Source organism: Burkholderia sp. M6-3 (assembly GCF_050858985.1).
GTDB lineage: Bacteria > Pseudomonadota > Gammaproteobacteria > Burkholderiales > Burkholderiaceae > Paraburkholderia > Paraburkholderia caledonica.
This window is the reverse complement of the sequence record NZ_CP110090.1, coordinates 434,705-454,203: the sequence shown is the minus strand read 5'-3', so window position 1 is coordinate 454,203 and position 19,499 is coordinate 434,705. Positions and strand designations below refer to the sequence as shown.

The following is a 19,499-nucleotide window of genomic DNA, read 5'->3' as shown; positions in this document are numbered from 1 at the left end:
ACGTTGCCCCCCTGAATTTGCCGCCGGTTTTCATGACGCTGCCCCCTTCCCAAGACTTCACACACCATCCCGCCGACCGCCGCCTCGAACTGCTCGAGGCCTGGCTGCAAAGCCACGCGGCGCGCTATGCGCTCGATCTCCGCACGCTCGCGCCGGCTTCGTCCGACGCCAGTTTTCGCCGCTATTTCCGGCTCGCCGGTAAGGCGGCGCAAGGCGAAAGCGCCGCGACGCTGATCGCGGTCGACGCCCCTCCGCCCGAAAAGTGCCGAGAATTCGTGCAGGTCGCGCATCTGCTCGGCGACGCCGGCGTGCACGTGCCGCGCGTGCTGGAGGCCGACTTCGACGCCGGGTTCATGCTCGTCACCGACCTGGGCACCGAGGCGTACCTCGGCGCGCTCACCGCCGCGCAAAACGACAACGACCCGCGCCGCGCCCGCACGTTGATGCGTGACGCACTCGACGCGCTGATCCGCTGGCAGCTCACGTCGCGCGAAGACGTGCTGCCGCCGTTCGACGAAGCCTTCCTGCGCCGAGAGATGGAGTTGATGCCCGAGTGGTTCATCGGCCGGCACCTTGGCCGCGAAGTGGACGACAACACCCGCGGCCTGCTCGACCGCACGTTCGCATTGCTGATAGCGAGCGCGCGGGCGCAGCCGCAAGCGTTCATGCTGCGCGATTTCATGCCGCGCAATCTGATGGTTTGCGACGCGCCGAATGCGGCGAGCGAAGCAAGTCCCAAAGCCAATCCCGGCGTGCTCGACTTCCAGGACGCGGTGTACGGCCCCATTACCTACGACGTCGCATCGTTGCTGCGCGACGCGTTCCTCAGTTGGGACGAGGAGTTCGAGCTAGATTGCTTCGTGTATTACTGGGAGCGCGCAAAGAAAGCCGGCTTGCCCGTCGATCCAGATTTCGGAGAGTTCTACCGCCAGATCGAGTGGATGGGACTGCAACGGCATATCAAGGTGCTGGGCCTCTTCTGCCGCATCAATTACCGCGACAGCAAACCGCACTACATGACAGATCTGCCGCGCTTCATCGGCTATGCGCGCAAGGTAGCCGAGCGTTATGCGCCGCTGCGTCCGTTCGCGAAGCTGCTCGACGATCTCGAAGGCCGCTCGAACGAAGTCGGCTACACGTTCTGACCCAACACAATGTCTCTGAAGAAAGCGATGATTTTCGCCGCGGGCCGCGGCGAGCGCATGCGTCCGTTGACCGACGCGTGTCCCAAGCCTTTGCTCGAAGTAGGCGGCAAACCGCTGATCGTGTGGCAGATCGAGCGGCTCGCCCGCTCGGGCTTCGAGACGATTGTCATCAATCATGCGTGGCTCGGCGAGCAGATCGAAGCCGCGCTTGGCGACGGTTCGCGCTGGCATGTGCAGTTGCGCTATTCGCCCGAGCAGGAAGCGCTCGAGACGGCGGGCGGCATTGTCAACGCGCTGCCGCTTATCGAAGATAACGGCGCGAGCGAGGTGTTCGTAGCAGTAAGCGGCGACGTGTACGCGGATTTCGACTACCGCGCATTGAATGCGCATGCGCAGGCAATGAAGTCGCTGCAGGAGCCCGGCATGCATCTGGTCATGGTGCCGAATCCGGCGTTCCATCCGAACGGCGACTTTGCGCTCACGGGCGGCGTGTTGTCACTCGACGCCGAGCCGCGCTTTACGTTCGGCAATATCGGGCTCTACGACACACGCATGTTCCGCGATCTCCCGCGCGGTACACGGCGCGCGCTCAAGCCGTACTACCGCGAGACGATCGCGCGCGGTCTCGCGACTGGCGAGCTATACGAAGGCCTGTGGGAAAACGTCGGAACGCCGGCGCAGCTTCAGGCGCTGGATCAGCGGTTGGTCGAGCGCTGAGCGACGCCGCGAGGGCACGCTCCAGCTACGCGCCGCCAGCCGCGTCACCCCTCGCCATTGCCCGCCCCAACAATCTCGGCCGACTCCGGGGCTTCGGCCGCGCGTTGCTGCTGCAACGCCCACATCTGAGCGAAGAGGCCATTCGCGCGCAACAGTTCGGCGTGCGTACCGCGCTCGACGATGCGCCCCTTGTCCATCACGATGATCTGCTGTGCGTGCACCACCGTCGAAAGCCGGTGCGCGATGATGAGCGTCGTACGTTCGCGTGCGATCTGATCGAGCTCGTGCTGGATGGCGCGCTCGGAACGCGAGTCGAGTGCCGACGTGGCTTCGTCGAACAACAGGATCGGCGGGTTCTTCAGGATGGTCCGCGCGATTGCGACACGCTGCTTCTCGCCGCCCGAGAGCTTCAGCCCACGTTCGCCGACGGGCGTGTCATATCCTTTCGGCAGTCCTTCGATGAACTCATGAATGTGCGCGGCGCGCGCCGCCGCGATCACTTCGTCGCGCGTCGCAGAAGGCCGTCCATAAGCGATGTTGTAGTAGATCGAATCGTTGAACAGCACCGTGTCCTGCGGCACGATGCCGATCGAAGCGCGCAGCGAAGCCTGCGCCACGTCACGAATGTCCTGACCGTCGATAGTAATTGCGCCGCCCGTCGCGCGGTCCAGGTCATAGAAGCGGAACATGAGCCGCGCAAGCGTCGACTTGCCCGAGCCGCTATGGCCGACCACCGCCGTGGTGGTGCCGGCTGGAATCGTAAAGCTCACGTCGTGCAGAATCTGCCGCGCCGGTTCGTACGAGAAGTTCACCCGGTCGAAGCGCACTTGCGCGCCGCTCACTTGCAACGCGGGCGCGTCGGGAAGGTCCGGCACTTCCTGCGCGGCCCCGAGGAGCGTGAACATGCGGTCCATGTCGGTGAGGCTTTGCTTCAGTTCCCGATACACCACGCCAAGAAAATTCAGCGGAATATAAAGCTGCAGCATGAACGTGTTGATCAGCACGAGATCGCCGAGCGTGAGGCGTCCAGCCATCACGCCTTCGGTCGCGCGCCACAGAATGAACACGAGCCCCGTGCCGATAATCGCCTGCTGTCCAAAATTCAGCGCCGACAGCGAACGCTGTGACTTGATAGCAGCCGTGCGATAGCGCTTCAGGTTTTCGTCGTAGCGGCTTGCTTCCCACTCTTCATTGCCGAAGTATTTGACGGTCTCATAGTTGAGCAGCGAGTCGATTGCGCGCGAGTTCGCTTTCGAATCGAGTTCGTTCATCGTGCGGCGAAAATGCGTGCGCCACTCGGTGACCTTCACCGTGAACACGATGTACACCGCAAGCGCCACGAACGTGACCACCGCGTAATACGCTTCGTATTTAACGACGAAAAACCCGAGCACGAGCCCGACTTCGACGAGCGTCGGCAGAATGCTGTACAACGAATAGGAAATGAGCTGCGTGATGCCGCGCGTGCCGCGTTCGATGTCGCGCGACATGCCGCCCGTTTGCCGGTCCAGATGAAAGCGCAACGACAAGCCATGCAGATGCCGGAACACCTTGAGCGCAAGCTGCCGCACCGCGCTTTCGGTCACTTTCGAAAACAGGATTTCCCGCAATTCGGTGAAGAGCGACGTGGAAAGCCGGACCACCGCATATGCGACCACCAGCAAGCCGACGCCGCCGAGCAGTACGATGCCCGGCGAATCGTGCGCGCGGCCGAGTGCGGTCAGATGCTGCACCGACGCGAGGCTGTCGACGATACGCTTCATCACGATCGGCACGCCAAGATTGGCAATCTTCGCGCCGATCAGGCAACTGAGCGCGAAGATCACGCGCCACTTATAGGTCGCAAGGTAAGGCAGCAGCGACAGGATCGTCTGCCAGTCGTTGCGCGGTTGGGTGGAGATGGGCGAGGGTTCTGACGGAAGCGAGCGGCGCATGGATTCGGCTGGGGAGGAGGTGGAAATGCCGGAGTTCACAGCGGTACGCCGGCCATTGTGTGCACGTGGGCACGTTGCCTGGCGGCGCAACCTCGCTGGGCGCTTTCCCGTACAATTCCTGATCTTCCTATTGTCGCAGAAGCCGGCCGGCGCCGCTTTTCGTGGGCTATCCGAGCATTCGGTCGAAGGCGGACCGGGCGGGCTTGCCGTCTGGCGATGTCCGCAGCTCGAATGAAGCGGTTGCCGCGTAGTCCACCTGCTGGGCGGGCCGACAGAGCCAAACAGATCAACACGCGTTTCCAGGGTACCAATGACCGATATTCTCCAACTCCCGCAAAAGCCTTGCGCACTGCGCGTCATGCCGCAACCGTCGGACGCGAACGTTCACGGCGACGTGTTCGGCGGCTGGATCATGGCGCAAGTGGACATTGCCGGTTCGATTCCGGCGAGCCGCCGCGCGAATGGACGGGTCGCGACCATCGCGGTCAACTCGTTCGTGTTCAAGCAGCCAGTGTTCGTCGGCGATCTGCTGAGCTTTTACGCGGACATCGTCAAGACGGGCAATACGTCGGTCACCGTTTCCGTCGAGGTCTACGCGCAACGTATGAGCCTCACGGAAGATCTCGTCAAGGTAACCGAGGCGATCCTTACCTACGTCGCTACCGACAGCGACCGCCGTCCGCGCGCGCTGCCCCCACTCGATTGAACTCGACCGGGTTCACTGAGGCTTAATCTATTGCCCTGAAGCGCGCCATGCCGCACCGGCGGGCAGATGCACTGCCCCGGGGAGCGCCCGCGCATCGCGATAAAACTTCTATCGGGAGCAACATGAAACTGATCGGAATGCTGGACTCGCCTTACGTGCGCCGGGTGGCTATCTGCATGAAGATGCTGAAGCTGGATTTCGAACACGCGCCCATTTCCGTATTCAGTACCTACGACCAGTTCGCGGCCATCAATCCGGTTGTCAAGGCGCCGACGCTCGTCGCCGACAACGGCAAGACGGTGATGGATTCGACGGTGATCCTTCAATATCTGGCGTCGCTCGCCGGTCCCGGGCAGCGGCTATTTCCGTCCAATCCCGACGACTGCCTGCGCGCCGCGCGCCTGACGGGCCTCTCGCTCGCCGCGTGCGACAAGACGGTGCAGCTCGTCTACGAACGCAATCTGCGGCCGGTGGACAAGCAACACGAGCCGTGGATGGAGCGGGTGCGCGGGCAGATGCTCGCCGCGTATGCCGAGCTCGAACAGGAAGCCGCGGCCGCGCCGTTGCCAACCGAGGCGGACCGCTTCGGCGCGGCGGAGGTGACGCTCGCGGTCGCGTGGAACTTCACACAGGCGATGCTGCCGCAGATGGTGAGCGCCAGCGCGCATCCGCATTTGCAGGCATTTTCGGCTGCGGCGGAGCAGTTGCCGGTTTTCGCGAGCACACCGGCAGTGTGAGATCAGCGGCGCTAACGCAGGCGTAGGTGTATCGCGAGCGATCCAGCAGCAGCGAACGAACGCGCCGCCGCATCAAACCAGCGCGAGTTCGCGCGCCGCGCCGCCTTGCATCAAGTCGTAAATTGCCTCGGTGGACAAAGGCTTCGCGAAGTAGAAGCCTTGCATCTCGTCGCAAGCACGCTCCTTCAGGAAGTCGAGTTGCGCCGACGTTTCGACGCCTTCGGCTATCACCTGCAACTTCAACGAATGAGCGAGCGCGATGATGGCCGAGGTAATCGTCTCGTCGTCGCCGGATATGCCGATGTCGGACACGAACGAGCGGTCGATCTTCAGCCGGTCCACTGGAAAACGCTTCAGGTAGCTGAGGCTCGAATAACCGGTGCCGAAGTCGTCGATGGCAAGGCCAATGCCGAGCGCGTGCAGCTCGTTGAGCATAGACACCGCTTCTTCGGCGTTGCGCATGATCGCGCTCTCGGTCAGTTCCAGTTCGAGGTATTGCGGCTCGAGGCCGGTCTCGTCAAGCACCTGCATGACGAGTTTTGCAATATCGCGCTGCTGGAACACGCGCGCCGACAGGTTGACCGACACACGGGCCGGCGGCAAGCCAAGGTCTTGCCAGGCCTTGTTTTGACGGCACGCCTCGCGCAGCACCCACTCGGACAGCGGGCCGATGAGACCGCTTTCCTCGGCAACCGGAATGAACGACGATGGCGGCACGAGCCCCACTTCAGGATCGCGCCAACGCACCAGCGCCTCGGTACCGACGATCTGTCCGCTGTCGATATCGACCTGCGGCTGATAGTGCAGCAGGAACTCGTTGTCGCGCAGCGCGCGGCGCAAGCGCCTTTCGAGATTCAGACGCGCGCCCGCGCTCGCGTTCATCTCCGGCTGATAGAACTGGAACGTGTTGCGGCCCATGTCCTTCGCGCGATACATCGCGAGGTCCGCCTTTTTCATCAGCGTTTCGGCATCGTCGCCGTCTTGCGGGAACAGACTCGCGCCCATGCTGCACCCGACGTACAGCTCCGTGCCATCGAGCCAGACCGGCTCCGAAATCGAAGCACGCACGCGCTCCATCCACGCAATCAGCGATTGTTCGTCGACAGTATCCGTCATCACGATCACGAACTCGTCGCCGCCGTGACGCGCGACCGTATCGCTCGTGCGAGTGCAGCGTGCGAGCCGCTCCGCCACGACACCGAGCAGCCGATCGCCCACGCTGTGGCCCAGGCTGTCGTTGACGTTCTTGAAACCGTCGAGGTCCATGAACACCACCGCTACGCCCTTGTGCTGCCGCTGCGCGACGATCAGCGCATGCTGCAGACGGTCGCGCAGCAGATTGCGGTTCGGCAGGCGCGTAAGGCTGTCGTAGTTGGCCTGATATTCGAGCTGTTCCTGATAGCGCATCAGGTCGGTGACGTCGTTGATCACGCCGATGTGATGCGTAATCACGCCTTCCGCGTTCGGCACGGGCGCAATGAACAGCTGATTCCAGAACAGCGCGCCGTCCTTGCGATAGTTGCGCACCACCGCGCTCACTTCGCGATTCGCGGCGAGCGCCTTGCGGATCGACGCAACGCCTTCCTGCTCGCGATCGTCGCGTTGCAAGACCCGGCAATCGTGGCCGATCACCTCGGCGGGATCGTAGCCTGTGATCCGCATGAACGCAGGATTCACGTATTCGATCAGATTGCCCGACGGCGAGGGCGCCGTAATCAGAATTGCGTTGACGCTCGCGTCGAGCGCGCGGCTTTGCAGACGCAGCGCGAGATCGGCGCGCTTGCGCTCCGTGATGTCGGTGTATGAGCCGAGCACGCCGATCACGCGGCCTTCGCCGTCGGTGAACGGCAGCTTGCTCGTCACCGTCGTGCGATGCACGCCGTCGATCACCATATCGACCTCGAAGTTCATCTTCGGCACGCCGGTGTCGATCACTTCCTTGTCGTGCGCGCTCAGCAGTTCGGCGAAGGCGCGCCACGGCATGTCGGCGTCGCTCTTACCGACCACCTGCTCTGGATACGCGAGGCCGCCGTCACGCGCGAACGCCATGTTGCAGCCCAGATAGCGTGACTCCAGATCTTTCCAGAAAATGCGCTGCGGAATGTTGTCGATCACCGCTTCGAGCATCTGATTGGAACGCTGCGCCTCGGCTTCGGCGTTGATCTGTTCGGTGACGTCGTCGGCGAGAACGAAAAACGCGGCGCGTCCCATGAAGTTCAGCGCGTGATACGAGATGTCCGCGCTGATGGTCGAGCCGTCCTTGCGCCGGTGATGCCAGATGCCCGCCATCGTGCGGCCGTGCTGCACGCTGTCGGCGCGCTGCAGATGCGACTCGAGGCGCGCGATCTCCACATTCGGCCGGATCGCGCGAATCGTCATGTCGAGAAACTCGGCCTCAGAATAGCCGTATTGCTGAATCGCCGCAGAATTGACGGCGAGAAAGCGCAGCGTCTCGCGGTCGAAGATATACATGGGCACCGGATGATCGTCGAACAGGCTGCGAAAACGCTCGTCGTTGCGGCCAAGCGCCCGCGCGCTGTGCAGCTTCTTGCGCGCACTGCTTTCGCGCACGCCGAAAGTGAAAATGAGGAGCGCACTGCCCGCGATCATGGTCACGACCAACATGAACATGGCGTGCTTCGCCCGTTTTGTCGAAGCCGCGAGCGACTCTTTGAACGCACGGTTTTCGGCATCGCGCAGCGCGGCTAGGCCCGCTTCGACACGTTGCAGCCCGAGCCCGACATGCATATACGACGCGGCCGCCCATGCGCGTGACGCGGCCGGTTCGGCGGCATCGCCGCCCCGCAGCGCATCGTCGATGTCACGTTGCAGCGCACGGCTGTCGGCGTCGACCTGCGCGAGCGTGGCGAGCATGGCCGGCTCGCCGGCAAGTTCGTCGCGCAACTCGCGCTGAAGACTGGCGAGCGTAGCGCTCATCGTCGCGGCGGCGTTTCCCGGCGACGGTTCAGCGGACGCTTCGAACCGCGCGAGCGCGGCGAGACCGGCGTCGAGCGCCGTCTGGTAGGCGTCGAGACTCTGGCGAACATGCGTCGAATGCAGCATGCGGGCGTCGGCGTCGCGCTGCCCGCCGATCTGCAGATACGCGACGAACACGTTTGCGCCGAGCGCGGCGGCCACGACCGCGATATTGATCAGCAGCCGCTTCGAGATGAAATGGGTCATGGGTTCCGAACGTCGATCGTTCTTCAGGCGGGAGCGCGAGGCCGCTTCCGATGCGTCCGGCCGCATCGATGCGAGATCTTTTACGCGCCAACCCATGGATAACGGCAGCGTTCGGAACAGGTTGAGGGTTGGGAGTGAAAAAAATTTCGGTGGTGGGGCTGGGTGGTGGGTTCCGGTTGGCCGTGTCTGGCCGCTCTGGCCGGCCGCGCCTAGCCGGCCGCACCTAGCCGGCCGCGCCTAGCCGGCCGCGCCTAGCCGGCGGCACCAAATTCCTTCATCGCCGGGATGAAGTCGTGGTTGATTTCCTGCTTGCGCGAAAGCTTGGCCAGCACGTAGCGCTTGAACGGATCGAGCTGCCCCCACAGCGCGGCGCTCGGCGCCGCCAGGCCGGCCTGTTTCGCCTGACGCAGGACGCTCTCGGGCACGCCGTCCGTGTTGCGCCAGGCTGGCGCCTCGTCGGGCGTAAACCACTCCGGCTCGACGTTCGCGTGAGTGCGCAACATTTCAAACAGCGCGTGATCGAAGTTGGGCTCGATCTCCGCGTCGTCCTCGACGGGGAAACGTGCGAGCAGCTTGCGGTCTTCAAGCGGCAGCATTTGCCACTGCGCGAGCGAAATGCGCAGGCCGAAACGATCGAGATTGAAGCGAACCGACATCGGGATGTAAGTGAAATTCTCCGACGACTTCACCTCGAAGTTGAACAGCAGCGGTGCCTCGTTGAGTCCCATGACAGTGTTCCTCATTGTTGACGGGCAACGCACAAGCCCGGCTTGAGGTATTTTAGAACCTTATTCGCACACCGGCGGCGCAGTCCGGAACGGTGCGCGCAGCATAAATGGAGTGAATCAGCTTGAACGAACTGGAAACAGCCGGCCAGCCAGGCGCGGTGGAGCGTCAGGTGCATCGCCATCGCGGTGCGGCGGTCGAAACGGTCACCGACCACGTCGGTCAGGAGTGGCCGGTCGCGCTCGTCTTCAACGGCATTTCGCATGCGGTGATGATGTGCACCCCGCGCGACCTCGAAGCGTTCGCGGTGGGCTTCGCGATTTCGGAAGGAATTGTCGGGCGTGGCAGCGACATTCAGGACATCGAGGTCGAATTGCATGACGACGGCGAATTGCCGCACGCCGAAGTGCAGTTGCAGGTCGTGCAGCAGGCGTTCGTCGCGCTGAAGGAAAAGCGCCGCGCGCTCGCTGGCCGCACCGGATGCGGCGTGTGCGGCATCGAAAGCATCGACTTGCTCGATCTGAAACCCGAACGCGTGCCGGACACTGGCTTTCTGCAGCGGCTCGCGCCGGACGCGATTGCTCGCGCCGCTCGCGAGTTGCCGCAGCATCAGGCGCTCACGCGCCTCACGGGCGGCTTGCACGCCGCCGCATGGTGCGACGCGGCGGGCTCGATACGCTACGCGTTCGAAGACGTGGGCCGCCACAATGCGCTCGACAAACTGATCGGCCAACTCGTGCTCGATCGCGTGGATACGAAAGAGGGCTTCGTGTTCCTGTCGAGCCGGGCGAGTTACGAGCTCGTGCGCAAAGCTGCTCGCGTCGACGTGCCGATGGTCGCGACGATCTCGGCGCCCTCGTCGCTTGCAATTGCGATTGCCCGCAAGGCGGGCGTGCGGCTCGTCAGCTTCTGCCGTGAAACGAGTTACGTCGATTACGACACCGCGCAGCCGTCACAAAACTGAGCAGCCGCTCAGTCGAATTGCCGGAAGTCAGGCTTGCGCTTTTCGAAAAATGCCTTGAATGCCTCGCGCGCTTCGGGCGCGATCAGCATCTTGCCGAAATGTACGGCTTCTTCCGACATCTGCGTTTGCAGTTCCTGGTGGCTCGCGCGCTTCATCAGACTCTTCGTCACCCGCAATGACGACGCAGGCAGCGCGGCCAGCTTCGCTGCCTGCGATGCCGCGAACGCATCGACTTCCGCAGCCGGCAGTACGCGGTTCACAAAGCCCATGCGCTGTGCCTCCGCGACGTCGAACGCCTCGCCGAGAAGCAGTTTTTCAGCTGCCGCCTGGTAGCCGGCGACGCGCGGGAGCAGCAAGCTCGACGCCGCTTCCGGGCACAACCCGAGTTGCGCGAACGGCAACGAGAAGCTGGCGGAATCGGCGGCATAGACAAGATCGCAATGCAGCAGCAGCGTCGTACCGATGCCCACCGCCGGCCCCGCCACTGACGCGACCACCGGCTTCTCGGCCGAACTGATTGCACGCAGGAACTGGAACACCGGCGCGTTTTCGCCCATTGGCGGCGACTTCATGAAGTCTTCGAGGTCGTTGCCGGCGCTGAAGATGTTCGCGCTGCCGCGAATCAGGATCGCGCGCACCGACGCGTCGCCTTGCGCCTGTGCCAGCGTGTCGGCCATCGTTTGGTACATTGCCGCCGTGATTGCGTTCTTCTTCTCCGGCCGGTTGAAGGCAATTGTCAGCACGCCATTTGCGCGCTCGACCAGAATATCCGTCGTCATTTTGTCTCCTCGACTGCTGCGGAAACTGCTGGAAAACTGCTGCTGCGAATGCGAAAACGGTTCGCAAGCGGCAAGCCTGCGAACCGTTCTGCGCGCCTTAACGGCTTGCCGCTAACACCGGCGGGGGCTGTGTCACAGTCGCTCGATAATGCCGGCTGCACCCATGCCCGTGCCCACGCACATCGTGACCATGCCGTACTTGTAGTTGCGACGGCGCAGGCCGTGCACGACCGTGGACGCACGAATCGCGCCCGTCGCGCCGAGCGGATGACCCAGCGCGATTGCGCCACCAAGCGGGTTGATCTTCGACGGATCGAGACCGAGGTCCTGAATCACCGCGAGCGACTGCGCGGCGAACGCTTCATTCAGCTCGATCCAGTCGATGTCGTCCTGTTTGAGACCTGCAGCCTTCAGCGCCGCCGGAATCGCTTCCTTCGGCCCAATGCCCATGATTTCCGGCGGCACGCCTCGCACCGCGAAGCTCACGAAGCGTGCGAGCGGCGTCAGATTGAATTGCTTCAGGATCTTTTCCGACACGACGATCAGCGCGCCCGCGCCGTCCGACGTCTGCGAGCTGTTGCCCGCCGTCACTGAGCCCTTGTTCGCGAACACCGTGCGCAGCTTCGCAAGACCTTCGAGCGAAGTGTCCGGGCGCGGGCCCTCGTCGAGCGCGACTTCACGCGTTTTGACGCGCACTTCGCCGGTAGCCAGATCCGGGAAGCGTTCGGTGATCGTGTAAGCGGCGATTTCGTCGTTGAACTCGCCGGCTTGCTGCGCGGCGATTGCGCGGCGATGCGATTCGACCGAGAACGCATCTTGCGCTTCGCGGCTGATCTTCCAGCGCTCCGCGACTTTCTCCGCGGTCAGGCCCATGCCGTACGCGATGCCGACGTCTTCGTTGCGATCGAAGATGTGCGGCGACAGCGACGGCTTGTTGCCCATCATCGGCACCATGCTCATGGATTCGCAGCCGCCCGCGATCATCGCGTCGGATTCACCCACGCGGATGCGGTCCGCGGCCATAGCGAGCGCGGTCAAGCCCGACGCGCAGAAGCGGTTCACCGTGACGCCGCCGACCGAATTGGGCAAACCGGCCAGCAATGCGCCCATCCGCGCGACGTTCAAGCCCTGTTCCGCTTCGGGAATCGCGCAGCCAACGATGGCGTCTTCGATCACCTTGGTGTCGAGCCCAGGCACCTGAGCAACGGCCGATCTGATCGCGTGAACCAGCAGTTCGTCGGGGCGCGTATTCTTGAACATGCCGCGCGGCGCCTTGCCGATCGGCGTACGGCTCGCGGCGACGATGTATGCGTCTTGCAATTGCTTTGTCATTTGAAGCTCCAATGTAGGCGGCGGTGACGCTTTCGCGCTTACTCCCGCCCCATGCAAATGTATTTGCGCTAGTCGCTCAATTCCGCACCGGCTTGCCGGTCTGCAGCATGCCCATGATCCGTTCCTGGGTCTTCTGCGTGCCCAGCAGATCCACGAATGCGCGACGCTCCAGATGCAGCAACCATTCTTCGTCGACGAGACTGCCTGCTTCGACGTCGCCGCCGCAGACGGCTTCCGCGATACGGCTCGCGATCAGGAAATCGTGCTCGCTGATGAAGCGCCCGTCGCGCATGTTCACGAGTGAAGCCTTGATCGTCGAGATCGCCGAACGTCCGGCGACCGGCACTTGCGTGACGCGCAGCGGCGGACGATAACCCGCACCGGCCAGCGCGCGCGCTTCTTTCTTCGCGACGTCGAGCAACTCGAACACGTTGAAGACGATCGTGTCGGACGGCTTCAGATAACCCATTGCGCGAGCATCGAGCGCGGAGGCGGAGACCTTCGCCATCGCCGCATTTTCGAACGACTTCTGCACGAACTTCAGCAGGTCGTTGGTCGCGCCGACTTGCGTCGCGGCTTCCGCTGCGCGCAGCGCCGCTTCCTTGAGGCCGCCGCCCGCGGGCACCAGACCCACGCCGACTTCGACCAGACCGATATAGCTTTCGATGTGCGCGACCCGCTTCGCGCTATGCAGCAGCAGTTCGCAGCCGCCGCCAAGCGCGATGCCCGACACCGCGGAAACGACCGGCACGCTCGCATACTTCACGCGCAGCATGCCTTGCTGGAATTTCTTCACGAACGGCTCGATGCCCTTCGCGCCGCCCATCATGAACGCGGGCATCGCTTCTTCAAGGTTGGCGCCCGCGGAGAACGGGCCGCCCGGTGTGCCGAGCTTCAGCGATGTCGGCTGCCACACGACGAGACCTTTGTACTCTTTCTCAGCTAGTTCGATTGCCTGCGTGAGACCGTCGATCACCGACGGTCCGATCGTGTTCATCTTGCTCTTGAACGACACGATCAGCACGTCGTTTTCGCCGGCGCGGTCGTCCACCCAGGCGCGCACGGCGTCGGTTTCGAACAGCGTCTTGCCGTAGGTCTTCGGGTCAGCCGCCGTTTCGCCGACGAGCGGTGCACGAAACACCTGCCGGTCATACACACCGAGCGAAGAGCGCGGCACGAAAGTCTTCGAAGCGGGCGACCATGAACCTTCGTTCGTATGCACGCCGCCCTTCTCGGCGACCGGGCCGTCGAGCACCCACGACGGCAGCGGCACGTTAGAAAGCGCCTTGCCCGCTGCGACATCTTCCTGCACCCATTCGGCGACCTGCTTCCAGCCCGCAGTCTGCCAGCCTTCGAACGGGCCTTCGTTCCAGCCGAAGCCCCAGCGGATTGCCAGATCGACGTCGCGGGCGTTATCGGCGATCGATTCCAGATGCACGCCGATGTAGTGGAACACGTCGCGGAAAATCGACCACAGGAACTGAGCCTGCGGATGCTGCGATTCGCGCAACAGTTTGAGGCGCTCGGCCGGCGGGCGCTTCAGGATGCGGCCGACCAGTTCGTCCGCCTTCGCACCGCCATCCACGTAGTCGCCCGTTTTCGGGTCGAGCACCTTGATCGCCTTGCCTTCTTTCCGGTAGAAGCCGCCGCCGGTCTTCTGACCGAGTGCGCCCTTCTTCACGAGTTCGGCGAGCACGGTCGGCGTTTCGTAGACGGGGAAGAACGGATCGTCCTTCAGGTTGTCCTGCATCGTCTTGATGACGTGCGCCATTGTGTCCAGACCGACCACGTCAGCGGTCCGGAACGTGGCCGACTTCGCACGGCCGAGACGCGAGCCGGTCAGATCGTCCACTTCGTCAAAACGCAGGCCGAATTTCGCGGCTTCGGTAACGACGGCGAGAATCGAGAAAATGCCGACGCGATTCGCGATGAAGTTCGGCGTGTCCTTCGCGCGCACGACGCCCTTGCCGACCACGCTCGTCAGGAACGTTTCGAGCTGATCGAGAATTTCCGGGCGCGTCGTCGCGGTCGGAATCAATTCCACCAGATGCATGTAGCGCGGCGGATTGAAAAAGTGCACACCGCAAAAGCGCGCCTTCAGCTCGTCCGCGAAACCTTGCGAGAGTTCGGTGATCGACAGGCCCGACGTGTTGGTCGCGAATATCGCGTTCGGCGCGATATGCGGCGACACCTTCTTGTACAGGTCGTGCTTCCAGTCCATGCGCTCGGCGATCGCTTCGATCACGAGGTCGCATTCGGCAAGCTTCTCGATGTCGTCGTCGTAATTCGCCGGCTGAATGTATTGCGCGTCGTCTTTCACGCCGAACGGCGCCGGCGACAGCTTCTTCAGATTCTCGATCGCCTTCAGCGCGATTGCGTTCTTCGGACCTTCTTTGGCGGACAGGTCGAACAGCAGCACGGGCACCTTGGCGTTGATCAGGTGCGCGGCGATCTGCGCGCCCATCACGCCGGCGCCGAGCACGGCTACCTTGCGAATGATCAGATTGCTCACGTCGTTCCTCCGGGGAGTTATGCGGTGTCGCGAATGTGTCGGCTGGTTCGCGACATGTGTGGCTGGCGAACGCGTCGCGCTGTTCGAATGAGCGCGACGCGTTCCGTGAGATGGCTTAGAACAGCGCTTCTTCGACTTCCATGAGCGGCTTCGAACCTGCGCGCGCCTGACGGATCGTCATGGCCGTCTCAGGCAGCAGCTTCGCGAAATAGAAGCGCGCGGTGGCGAGCTTTGCCTTGTAGAACGGATCACCCGACGCTTCCTTGTCCAGCGCGATGCGCGCCATGCGCGCCCAGAAGTACGAGAACACGAGATGGCCGACAGTGCGCAAGTACGGCACGGCAGCGGCGCCGACTTCGTCCGGGTTCTGCATGGCCTTCATGCCGATTTCCATGGTCAGCTTCTGCACCTTTTCGCCGATGTCGGCGAGCGGGTTGATGAATTCCTGCATTTCCGGCTTCACGCCTTCCGCTTCGACGAACTCCGTGACGAGCTTGCCGAACTTCTTCATCTTCGCGCCCATGTCGCCGAGAATCTTGCGGCCGAGCAGGTCGAGCGCCTGAATCGCGTTCGTGCCTTCGTAGATCATGTTGATACGCGCGTCGCGCACGTACTGTTCCATGCCCCACTCAGCGATGAAGCCGTGGCCGCCGTAGATCTGCATCGCGTGATTCGTGCCTTCGAATGCGTTGTCCGACAGGAACGCTTTCAGGATCGGCGTGAGCAGCGCGACGAGGTCGGCGGCTTCCTTACGCACCGGTTCGTCGGCGTGCGACAGTTCCTTGTCGATGTGCAGCGCGGACCAGTACGAGAACGCGCGCGCGCCTTCCGCATAGGCCTTCTGCGTGAGCAGCATGCGACGCACGTCGGGGTGCACGATGATCGGATCAGCGGCCTTCTCGGGCGCCTTCGGGCCGGTCAGCGAACGCATCTGCAGACGCTCTTTCGCGTACGTCAGCGAGTTCTGATACGCAACTTCGGTGAGGCCGAGACTTTGCATGCCGACGCCAAGGCGAGCCGCGTTCATCATCACGAACATCGCGTTGAGGCCCTTGTTCGGCTCACCGACGAGCCAGCCCTTCGCGTTGTCGAGATTGATCACGCAGGTCGCGTTGCCGTGAATGCCCATCTTGTGTTCGATGGAGCCGCACTTCACGCCATTGCGTTCGCCCGGCTCGCCAGCTTCATTCGGAACAAACTTCGGCACGATGAAAAGCGAAATGCCTTTGGTGCCCTTGGGCGCATCCGGCAAACGCGCGAGCACGAGGTGGACGATGTTCTCCGCGAGATCGTGTTCACCGCTGGAGATGAAAATCTTCGTACCGCTGATCGAGTACGAACCGTCGCTGTTCGGCTCGGCCTTGGTGCGCAGAATGCCGAGATCGGTGCCGCAATGCGGTTCGGTCAGGCACATCGTGCCGGTCCACACGCCGGAGACGAGCTTCGGCAGATAGCGCTGCTGCAACTCGGGCGTGCCGTGTGCGTGCAGACATTCGTAGGCGCCGTGCGAGAGACCCGGATACATGGTCCACGCCTGATTCGCCGAGTTCAGCATTTCGTACAACGCGTTGTTGACGAACGCGGGCAGCCCCTGGCCGCCGTATTCCGGATCGCAGCCTAGCGCCGGCCAGCCAGCCTCCACATACTGCTGATAGGCTTCCTTGAAGCCTTTCGGCGTGGTGACGACGCCGTCGCCGACGTACGTGCAGCCTTCCTGGTCGCCGCTGTGATTGAGCGGGAACAACACTTCGGAGCAGAACTTGCCGGCCTCTTCGAGCACGGCGTTGATCGTCTCCGCGTCGAGATCCGCGTGCTTCGGCATCTGCTTGATCTCGGCTTCGACGTTGAGCAGTTCGTGCAACACGAATTGCATGTCGCGCAGCGGCGCGGCGTACTGTCCCATGACTCTCTCCAAAGTTTGACAAGAAGCCAGGCCGTTAGCGCGAGTGCGTCACGCGGAGGTTTGTTCGCGTTTTCGCCGCTGAACCTTGTTCAGGTTCGCGGTGTGCACTAACGGCTTTCGCTCTGATACGAAACAATCAATTTTTCCAGCGCGGCCCACGTGAGACGCACCGCATCCGGCAGATGCAGGAAGCGCGCGTCGTGATGCAGACCGAGCGTGAAGCTGTACAGTTCGAAGAGCATCAACTGCGGGTCCGTATCGGCACGCAAATGCCCTTCCTCTACCGCCTGCGAAATCGCGCGAGTCAGTGCCGCGCGCCAGATCGTCACGCTCGACACAAGTTGCTCGCGCACCTGGCTATCCGCGCGGTCGTCGTACTCGACGGCGCCGCTGATGTAGATGCACCCGGTCGTGACTTCCTGAATGCGCTTCTCGATCCAGCGGGAAATCATCGCTCGCAAGCGCGGCAGTCCGCGAGGTTCGCGCAGGCTCGGAAAGAACACCTCGTCTTCGAAACGACGGTGATACTCGCGCACCACTTCAACCTGCAAGTCTTCGCGAGATCCGAAATGCGCGAACACACCGCTTTTGCTCATCTGCATGCGCTCGGCCAAGAGGCCAATCGTCAGACCTTCAAGTCCGTCGCGGCTTGCGAGATCAAGTGCTGCATCGAGAATCGCGACTCGCGTCTGTTCGCCTTTTCGCATAGCTTTTTTACCGTTCTAATGTGACCGAAATGAAAATCGAACGGCCGTACTATTATTGAGTGGCGCCGTCCGCGAAACAAGGACTTTATTAGAAACCGGTTTCTAACCAGGTTTCAATTCTGCGACATCTGGCAATCGGAGGAAGCTGATTTTTTAGAGGCGTTCGCCTTGAGGCAATTGTTGCCCGAGGGACGCCCGTTTGATTGCTGCTTCCGTTGCCGTTTTCGCCGTAAGGCCGGCATGATGCCGTACAAACGCCGCCATCAGGAAGGGGCGGGCGCGATGTCGGCGATGTCTTGGGCGATGAGCGCGTGCGCCACGATTGGGGCCATCGATTCGGCCCCTTCAATCGTAGCCGCCCACCGTGAGCAGCTTCATCACCGCCCGGTAGGTCGTGTAGGCGAGCCAGTTGAGCAGGCGTTCGCCGGCCGGACGCGCATCGTAGTGCGCTTCGTCGATACGCCGTGCGTCTTTGAAGGCGGCCAGAATCGCTTCGCGAAGCGCGTCGATCGACGGATCGTTCACGAGCACGACATTGGCCTCGTTGTTGAGCATCAGGCTCAGCGCGTCGAGATTGGACGAACCCACGGTCGCCCAGTTCGAGTCGACCACCGCGACCTTGCCGTGCAGTAGGGTTTTCTCGTACTCGGCGATCTGCACCCCTGCTCTAAGCAACGCGCGGTAGAGAAACGGCACCGCGTAATCGAGCGCCTTGAATTCCTTGCGCCCGATGATCAGTTTCACCACCACGCCCCGCCGGGCCGCATACACCAGCGCGCGGCGGAGCTTGCGGCCCGGCATGAAGTACGGGTTCGCCAGCAGCACCTCCTCGCGAGCCTGGCCAATCGCCGTCAGATACGCCTTTTCGATCGCCCGGCGATTGATCAGGTTGTCGCGTGCGACGAAGGCCACACAGGGTTCGCCGCCCGCCCACAACTCCTCGTTGCGGCGTCGGCGGCGACGTCTCAGGTTGCCGAGCGACGCTGCCGTCTTCGGAGTCAGATCCGGCTCCAACGAATCGAGCGGCCGATGACCGACGCGAATCCGGCGCCACTGCACTTCGAAGGCCTCGCGGATGTCGCTGACCACCGGCCCGTGCAATTCCACCGCGAAATCCCAGCGTCGATAGGGCAGCCTTTCGCCGTCGTTCTCGTAATCGTCGACGATGTTGATGCCGCCGCAGTACCCGAATTGATCGTCGATCACGGCGAGCTTGCGATGCGTGCGCGAAAAGCCGAAGCGCCCGAAGATATGCGGGTTGTAGATCCGATGCTCGATGCCCGCGCTGGCCCACTCGTCGAACATCGACAGGCGTGCAGTGCCGATGCCGTCGGTAATCACTCGCACGCGCACGCCGCGCGCCGCCGCTCGCAGCAACGCTGCGCCGACCGACTGGCCGGCCTCGTCATTGCAGAAGATATAGGTTTCGAGAACGACGTCGCGCTCCGCGGCATCGATGCGCTCGATGAGCGCGCTGAAGTACTCGCCGCCCGAGCGCAGCAGCTTGACGTCGTTGCCGCTCGTGAAGCGGTAGCGCTGCCAATAGCGGCGGCCGAGCAGCGATTGCCGCAGGCGGGCGAAACGGCGTGCGCCGCCGACGCTCATCCGCGAGACTCCGAACGCTCGCGCAGCCTCTTGGGCAATTGCAGAATCGCATCCGCATTCGACGAAGAGAAACAACGCGACGCCGCCTCTTCATATGGCAGCCAGAGAAATGCGGTGTGTTCGCGCGGCGCCAATGTCACCTCGAGTTGCTCGGGCACTTGTACGCTGAACCAATGCTCGGTGTTATGGATCACGCCTTCGCCGTAACGATGCAGGAACTGCGGATAGATCTCGTACTCGATCGAGTATTGCCAGTCGAACAAGGCGCTCTCCGGCACCAGTGTGCTGCCGATCACGATGCCCGTTTCTTCGGCCACTTCACGGATCGCCGTCTCGGCGAGCGGCTCATCGAGCCGGTCTTTGGAACCCGTCACCGATTGCCAGAAGCCCGGAATATCGGCGCGCTCGATCAACAGCACGTCGAGCGAGGGCGTATGAATGACGACAAGTACGGACTGCGGGATCTTTGGCGGTTTCGGCATGGCGTGGAAACTGGGCGCAACGCTTGCGCGGTACATGTCGGCGAGTGGTCCAATGAGCGAGCAGAAG

General features: G+C 62.7%; 15 protein-coding genes. 5 read left to right on the top strand and 10 right to left on the bottom strand.

Features of this window, described 5'->3' with window-relative positions; all coding sequences use genetic code 11:
* Nucleotides 1–32: 32 nt before the first annotated feature.
* Together OH764_RS02010 and murU are read left to right on the top strand one after the other, a co-directional pair.
* Nucleotides 33–1,145 carry an aminoglycoside phosphotransferase family protein gene (locus tag OH764_RS02010; protein ID WP_498847848.1) on the top strand — a complete coding sequence of 371 codons (1,113 nt, stop codon included), beginning with the start codon at nucleotides 33–35 and terminating at the stop codon, nucleotides 1,143–1,145.
* 9 nt (nucleotides 1,146–1,154) lie between these two features.
* The gene (gene murU / locus OH764_RS02005; protein ID WP_498847847.1) at nucleotides 1,155–1,862 is read left to right on the top strand and encodes a nucleotidyltransferase family protein; all 708 of its coding nucleotides are present in this window, start codon (nucleotides 1,155–1,157) and stop codon (nucleotides 1,860–1,862) included.
* A gap of 44 nt (nucleotides 1,863–1,906) precedes the next feature.
* Here murU and OH764_RS02000 read toward each other — a convergent pair whose 3' ends face one another.
* Entirely contained in the window at nucleotides 1,907–3,796 is a 1,890-nt protein-coding gene (locus OH764_RS02000) for an ABCB family ABC transporter ATP-binding protein/permease (protein WP_498847846.1), read from the bottom strand.
* A gap of 310 nt (nucleotides 3,797–4,106) precedes the next feature.
* Here OH764_RS02000 and OH764_RS01995 point away from each other — a divergent pair, with 310 nt between their 5' ends.
* Together OH764_RS01995 and OH764_RS01990 are read left to right on the top strand one after the other, a co-directional pair.
* On the top strand, nucleotides 4,107–4,502 hold the full coding sequence (locus OH764_RS01995; RefSeq protein ID WP_498847845.1) for an acyl-CoA thioesterase: 396 nt from the start codon (nucleotides 4,107–4,109) through the stop codon (nucleotides 4,500–4,502).
* A 122-nt stretch (nucleotides 4,503–4,624) separates the two neighbouring features.
* Entirely contained in the window at nucleotides 4,625–5,239 is a 615-nt protein-coding gene (locus OH764_RS01990) for a glutathione S-transferase (RefSeq protein ID WP_498847844.1), read from the top strand.
* Nucleotides 5,240–5,311: 72 nt separating this feature from the next.
* Here OH764_RS01990 and OH764_RS01985 read toward each other — a convergent pair whose 3' ends face one another.
* Both OH764_RS01985 and OH764_RS01980 read right to left on the bottom strand, forming a co-directional pair.
* The gene (locus OH764_RS01985; RefSeq protein ID WP_498847843.1) at nucleotides 5,312–8,422 is read right to left on the bottom strand and encodes a sensor domain-containing protein; all 3,111 of its coding nucleotides are present in this window, start codon (nucleotides 8,420–8,422) and stop codon (nucleotides 5,312–5,314) included.
* 251 nt (nucleotides 8,423–8,673) lie between these two features.
* Nucleotides 8,674–9,150: a nitrate reductase associated protein gene (locus OH764_RS01980; RefSeq protein WP_498847842.1), complete on the bottom strand. Its 477-nt coding sequence runs from the start codon at nucleotides 9,148–9,150 to the stop codon at nucleotides 8,674–8,676.
* A gap of 122 nt (nucleotides 9,151–9,272) precedes the next feature.
* Between OH764_RS01980 and fdhD the strand changes: the two genes are divergently transcribed.
* A complete protein-coding gene (fdhD, locus tag OH764_RS01975; protein WP_498847841.1) occupies nucleotides 9,273–10,112 on the top strand; it encodes a formate dehydrogenase accessory sulfurtransferase FdhD in 840 nt (279 codons plus the stop codon).
* A gap of 8 nt (nucleotides 10,113–10,120) precedes the next feature.
* Here fdhD and OH764_RS01970 read toward each other — a convergent pair whose 3' ends face one another.
* From OH764_RS01970 to nudB, 7 genes are all read right to left on the bottom strand, one after another.
* Nucleotides 10,121–10,891 carry an enoyl-CoA hydratase gene (locus tag OH764_RS01970; protein WP_498847840.1) on the bottom strand — a complete coding sequence of 257 codons (771 nt, stop codon included), beginning with the start codon at nucleotides 10,889–10,891 and terminating at the stop codon, nucleotides 10,121–10,123.
* A 132-nt stretch (nucleotides 10,892–11,023) separates the two neighbouring features.
* Nucleotides 11,024–12,223 (bottom strand): acetyl-CoA C-acetyltransferase, encoded by a 1,200-nt coding sequence (locus OH764_RS01965; protein ID WP_498847839.1) that lies wholly within the window; start codon nucleotides 12,221–12,223, stop codon nucleotides 11,024–11,026.
* 76 nt (nucleotides 12,224–12,299) lie between these two features.
* Nucleotides 12,300–14,735 carry a 3-hydroxyacyl-CoA dehydrogenase/enoyl-CoA hydratase family protein gene (locus OH764_RS01960; RefSeq protein ID WP_498847838.1) on the bottom strand — a complete coding sequence of 812 codons (2,436 nt, stop codon included), beginning with the start codon at nucleotides 14,733–14,735 and terminating at the stop codon, nucleotides 12,300–12,302.
* Nucleotides 14,736–14,850: 115 nt separating this feature from the next.
* Nucleotides 14,851–16,638, bottom strand: coding sequence for an acyl-CoA dehydrogenase family protein (locus OH764_RS01955; RefSeq protein WP_498847837.1), 1,788 nt, complete (start codon nucleotides 16,636–16,638; stop codon nucleotides 14,851–14,853).
* A gap of 107 nt (nucleotides 16,639–16,745) precedes the next feature.
* On the bottom strand, nucleotides 16,746–17,345 hold the full coding sequence (locus OH764_RS01950) for a TetR/AcrR family transcriptional regulator (protein WP_020069634.1): 600 nt from the start codon (nucleotides 17,343–17,345) through the stop codon (nucleotides 16,746–16,748).
* A gap of 345 nt (nucleotides 17,346–17,690) precedes the next feature.
* Nucleotides 17,691–18,950, bottom strand: a complete 1,260-nt coding sequence (clsB, locus tag OH764_RS01945; RefSeq protein WP_498847836.1) for a phospholipase D-like domain-containing protein — start codon at nucleotides 18,948–18,950, stop codon at nucleotides 17,691–17,693.
* A complete protein-coding gene (gene nudB, locus OH764_RS01940) occupies nucleotides 18,947–19,432 on the bottom strand; it encodes a dihydroneopterin triphosphate diphosphatase (protein WP_498847835.1) in 486 nt (161 codons plus the stop codon). The genes clsB and nudB overlap by 4 nt, the downstream gene beginning before the upstream one ends.
* Nucleotides 19,433–19,499 lie beyond the last annotated feature (67 nt).

Excerpts from the sequence above, each read along its gene's own strand:
- OH764_RS02010 (WP_498847848.1), top strand. The coding sequence starts at position 33 with ATGACGCTGCCCCCTTCCCAAGACTTCACACACCATCCCGCCGACCGC.
- OH764_RS01970 (WP_498847840.1), bottom strand. The coding sequence starts at position 10,891 with ATGACGACGGATATTCTGGTCGAGCGCGCAAATGGCGTGCTGACAATT.
- clsB (WP_498847836.1), bottom strand. The coding sequence starts at position 18,950 with ATGAGCGTCGGCGGCGCACGCCGTTTCGCCCGCCTGCGGCAATCGCTG.
- OH764_RS01980 (WP_498847842.1), bottom strand. The coding sequence starts at position 9,150 with ATGGGACTCAACGAGGCACCGCTGCTGTTCAACTTCGAGGTGAAGTCG.
- OH764_RS02000 (WP_498847846.1), bottom strand. The coding sequence starts at position 3,796 with ATGCGCCGCTCGCTTCCGTCAGAACCCTCGCCCATCTCCACCCAACCG.
- nudB (WP_498847835.1), bottom strand. The coding sequence starts at position 19,432 with ATGCCGAAACCGCCAAAGATCCCGCAGTCCGTACTTGTCGTCATTCAT.
- OH764_RS01950 (WP_020069634.1), bottom strand. The coding sequence starts at position 17,345 with ATGCGAAAAGGCGAACAGACGCGAGTCGCGATTCTCGATGCAGCACTT.
- OH764_RS01965 (WP_498847839.1), bottom strand. The coding sequence starts at position 12,223 with ATGACAAAGCAATTGCAAGACGCATACATCGTCGCCGCGAGCCGTACG.
- murU (WP_498847847.1), top strand. The coding sequence starts at position 1,155 with ATGTCTCTGAAGAAAGCGATGATTTTCGCCGCGGGCCGCGGCGAGCGC.
- OH764_RS01990 (WP_498847844.1), top strand. The coding sequence starts at position 4,625 with ATGAAACTGATCGGAATGCTGGACTCGCCTTACGTGCGCCGGGTGGCT.
- OH764_RS01995 (WP_498847845.1), top strand. The coding sequence starts at position 4,107 with ATGACCGATATTCTCCAACTCCCGCAAAAGCCTTGCGCACTGCGCGTC.
- OH764_RS01955 (WP_498847837.1), bottom strand. The coding sequence starts at position 16,638 with ATGGGACAGTACGCCGCGCCGCTGCGCGACATGCAATTCGTGTTGCAC.
- OH764_RS01985 (WP_498847843.1), bottom strand. The coding sequence starts at position 8,422 with ATGACCCATTTCATCTCGAAGCGGCTGCTGATCAATATCGCGGTCGTG.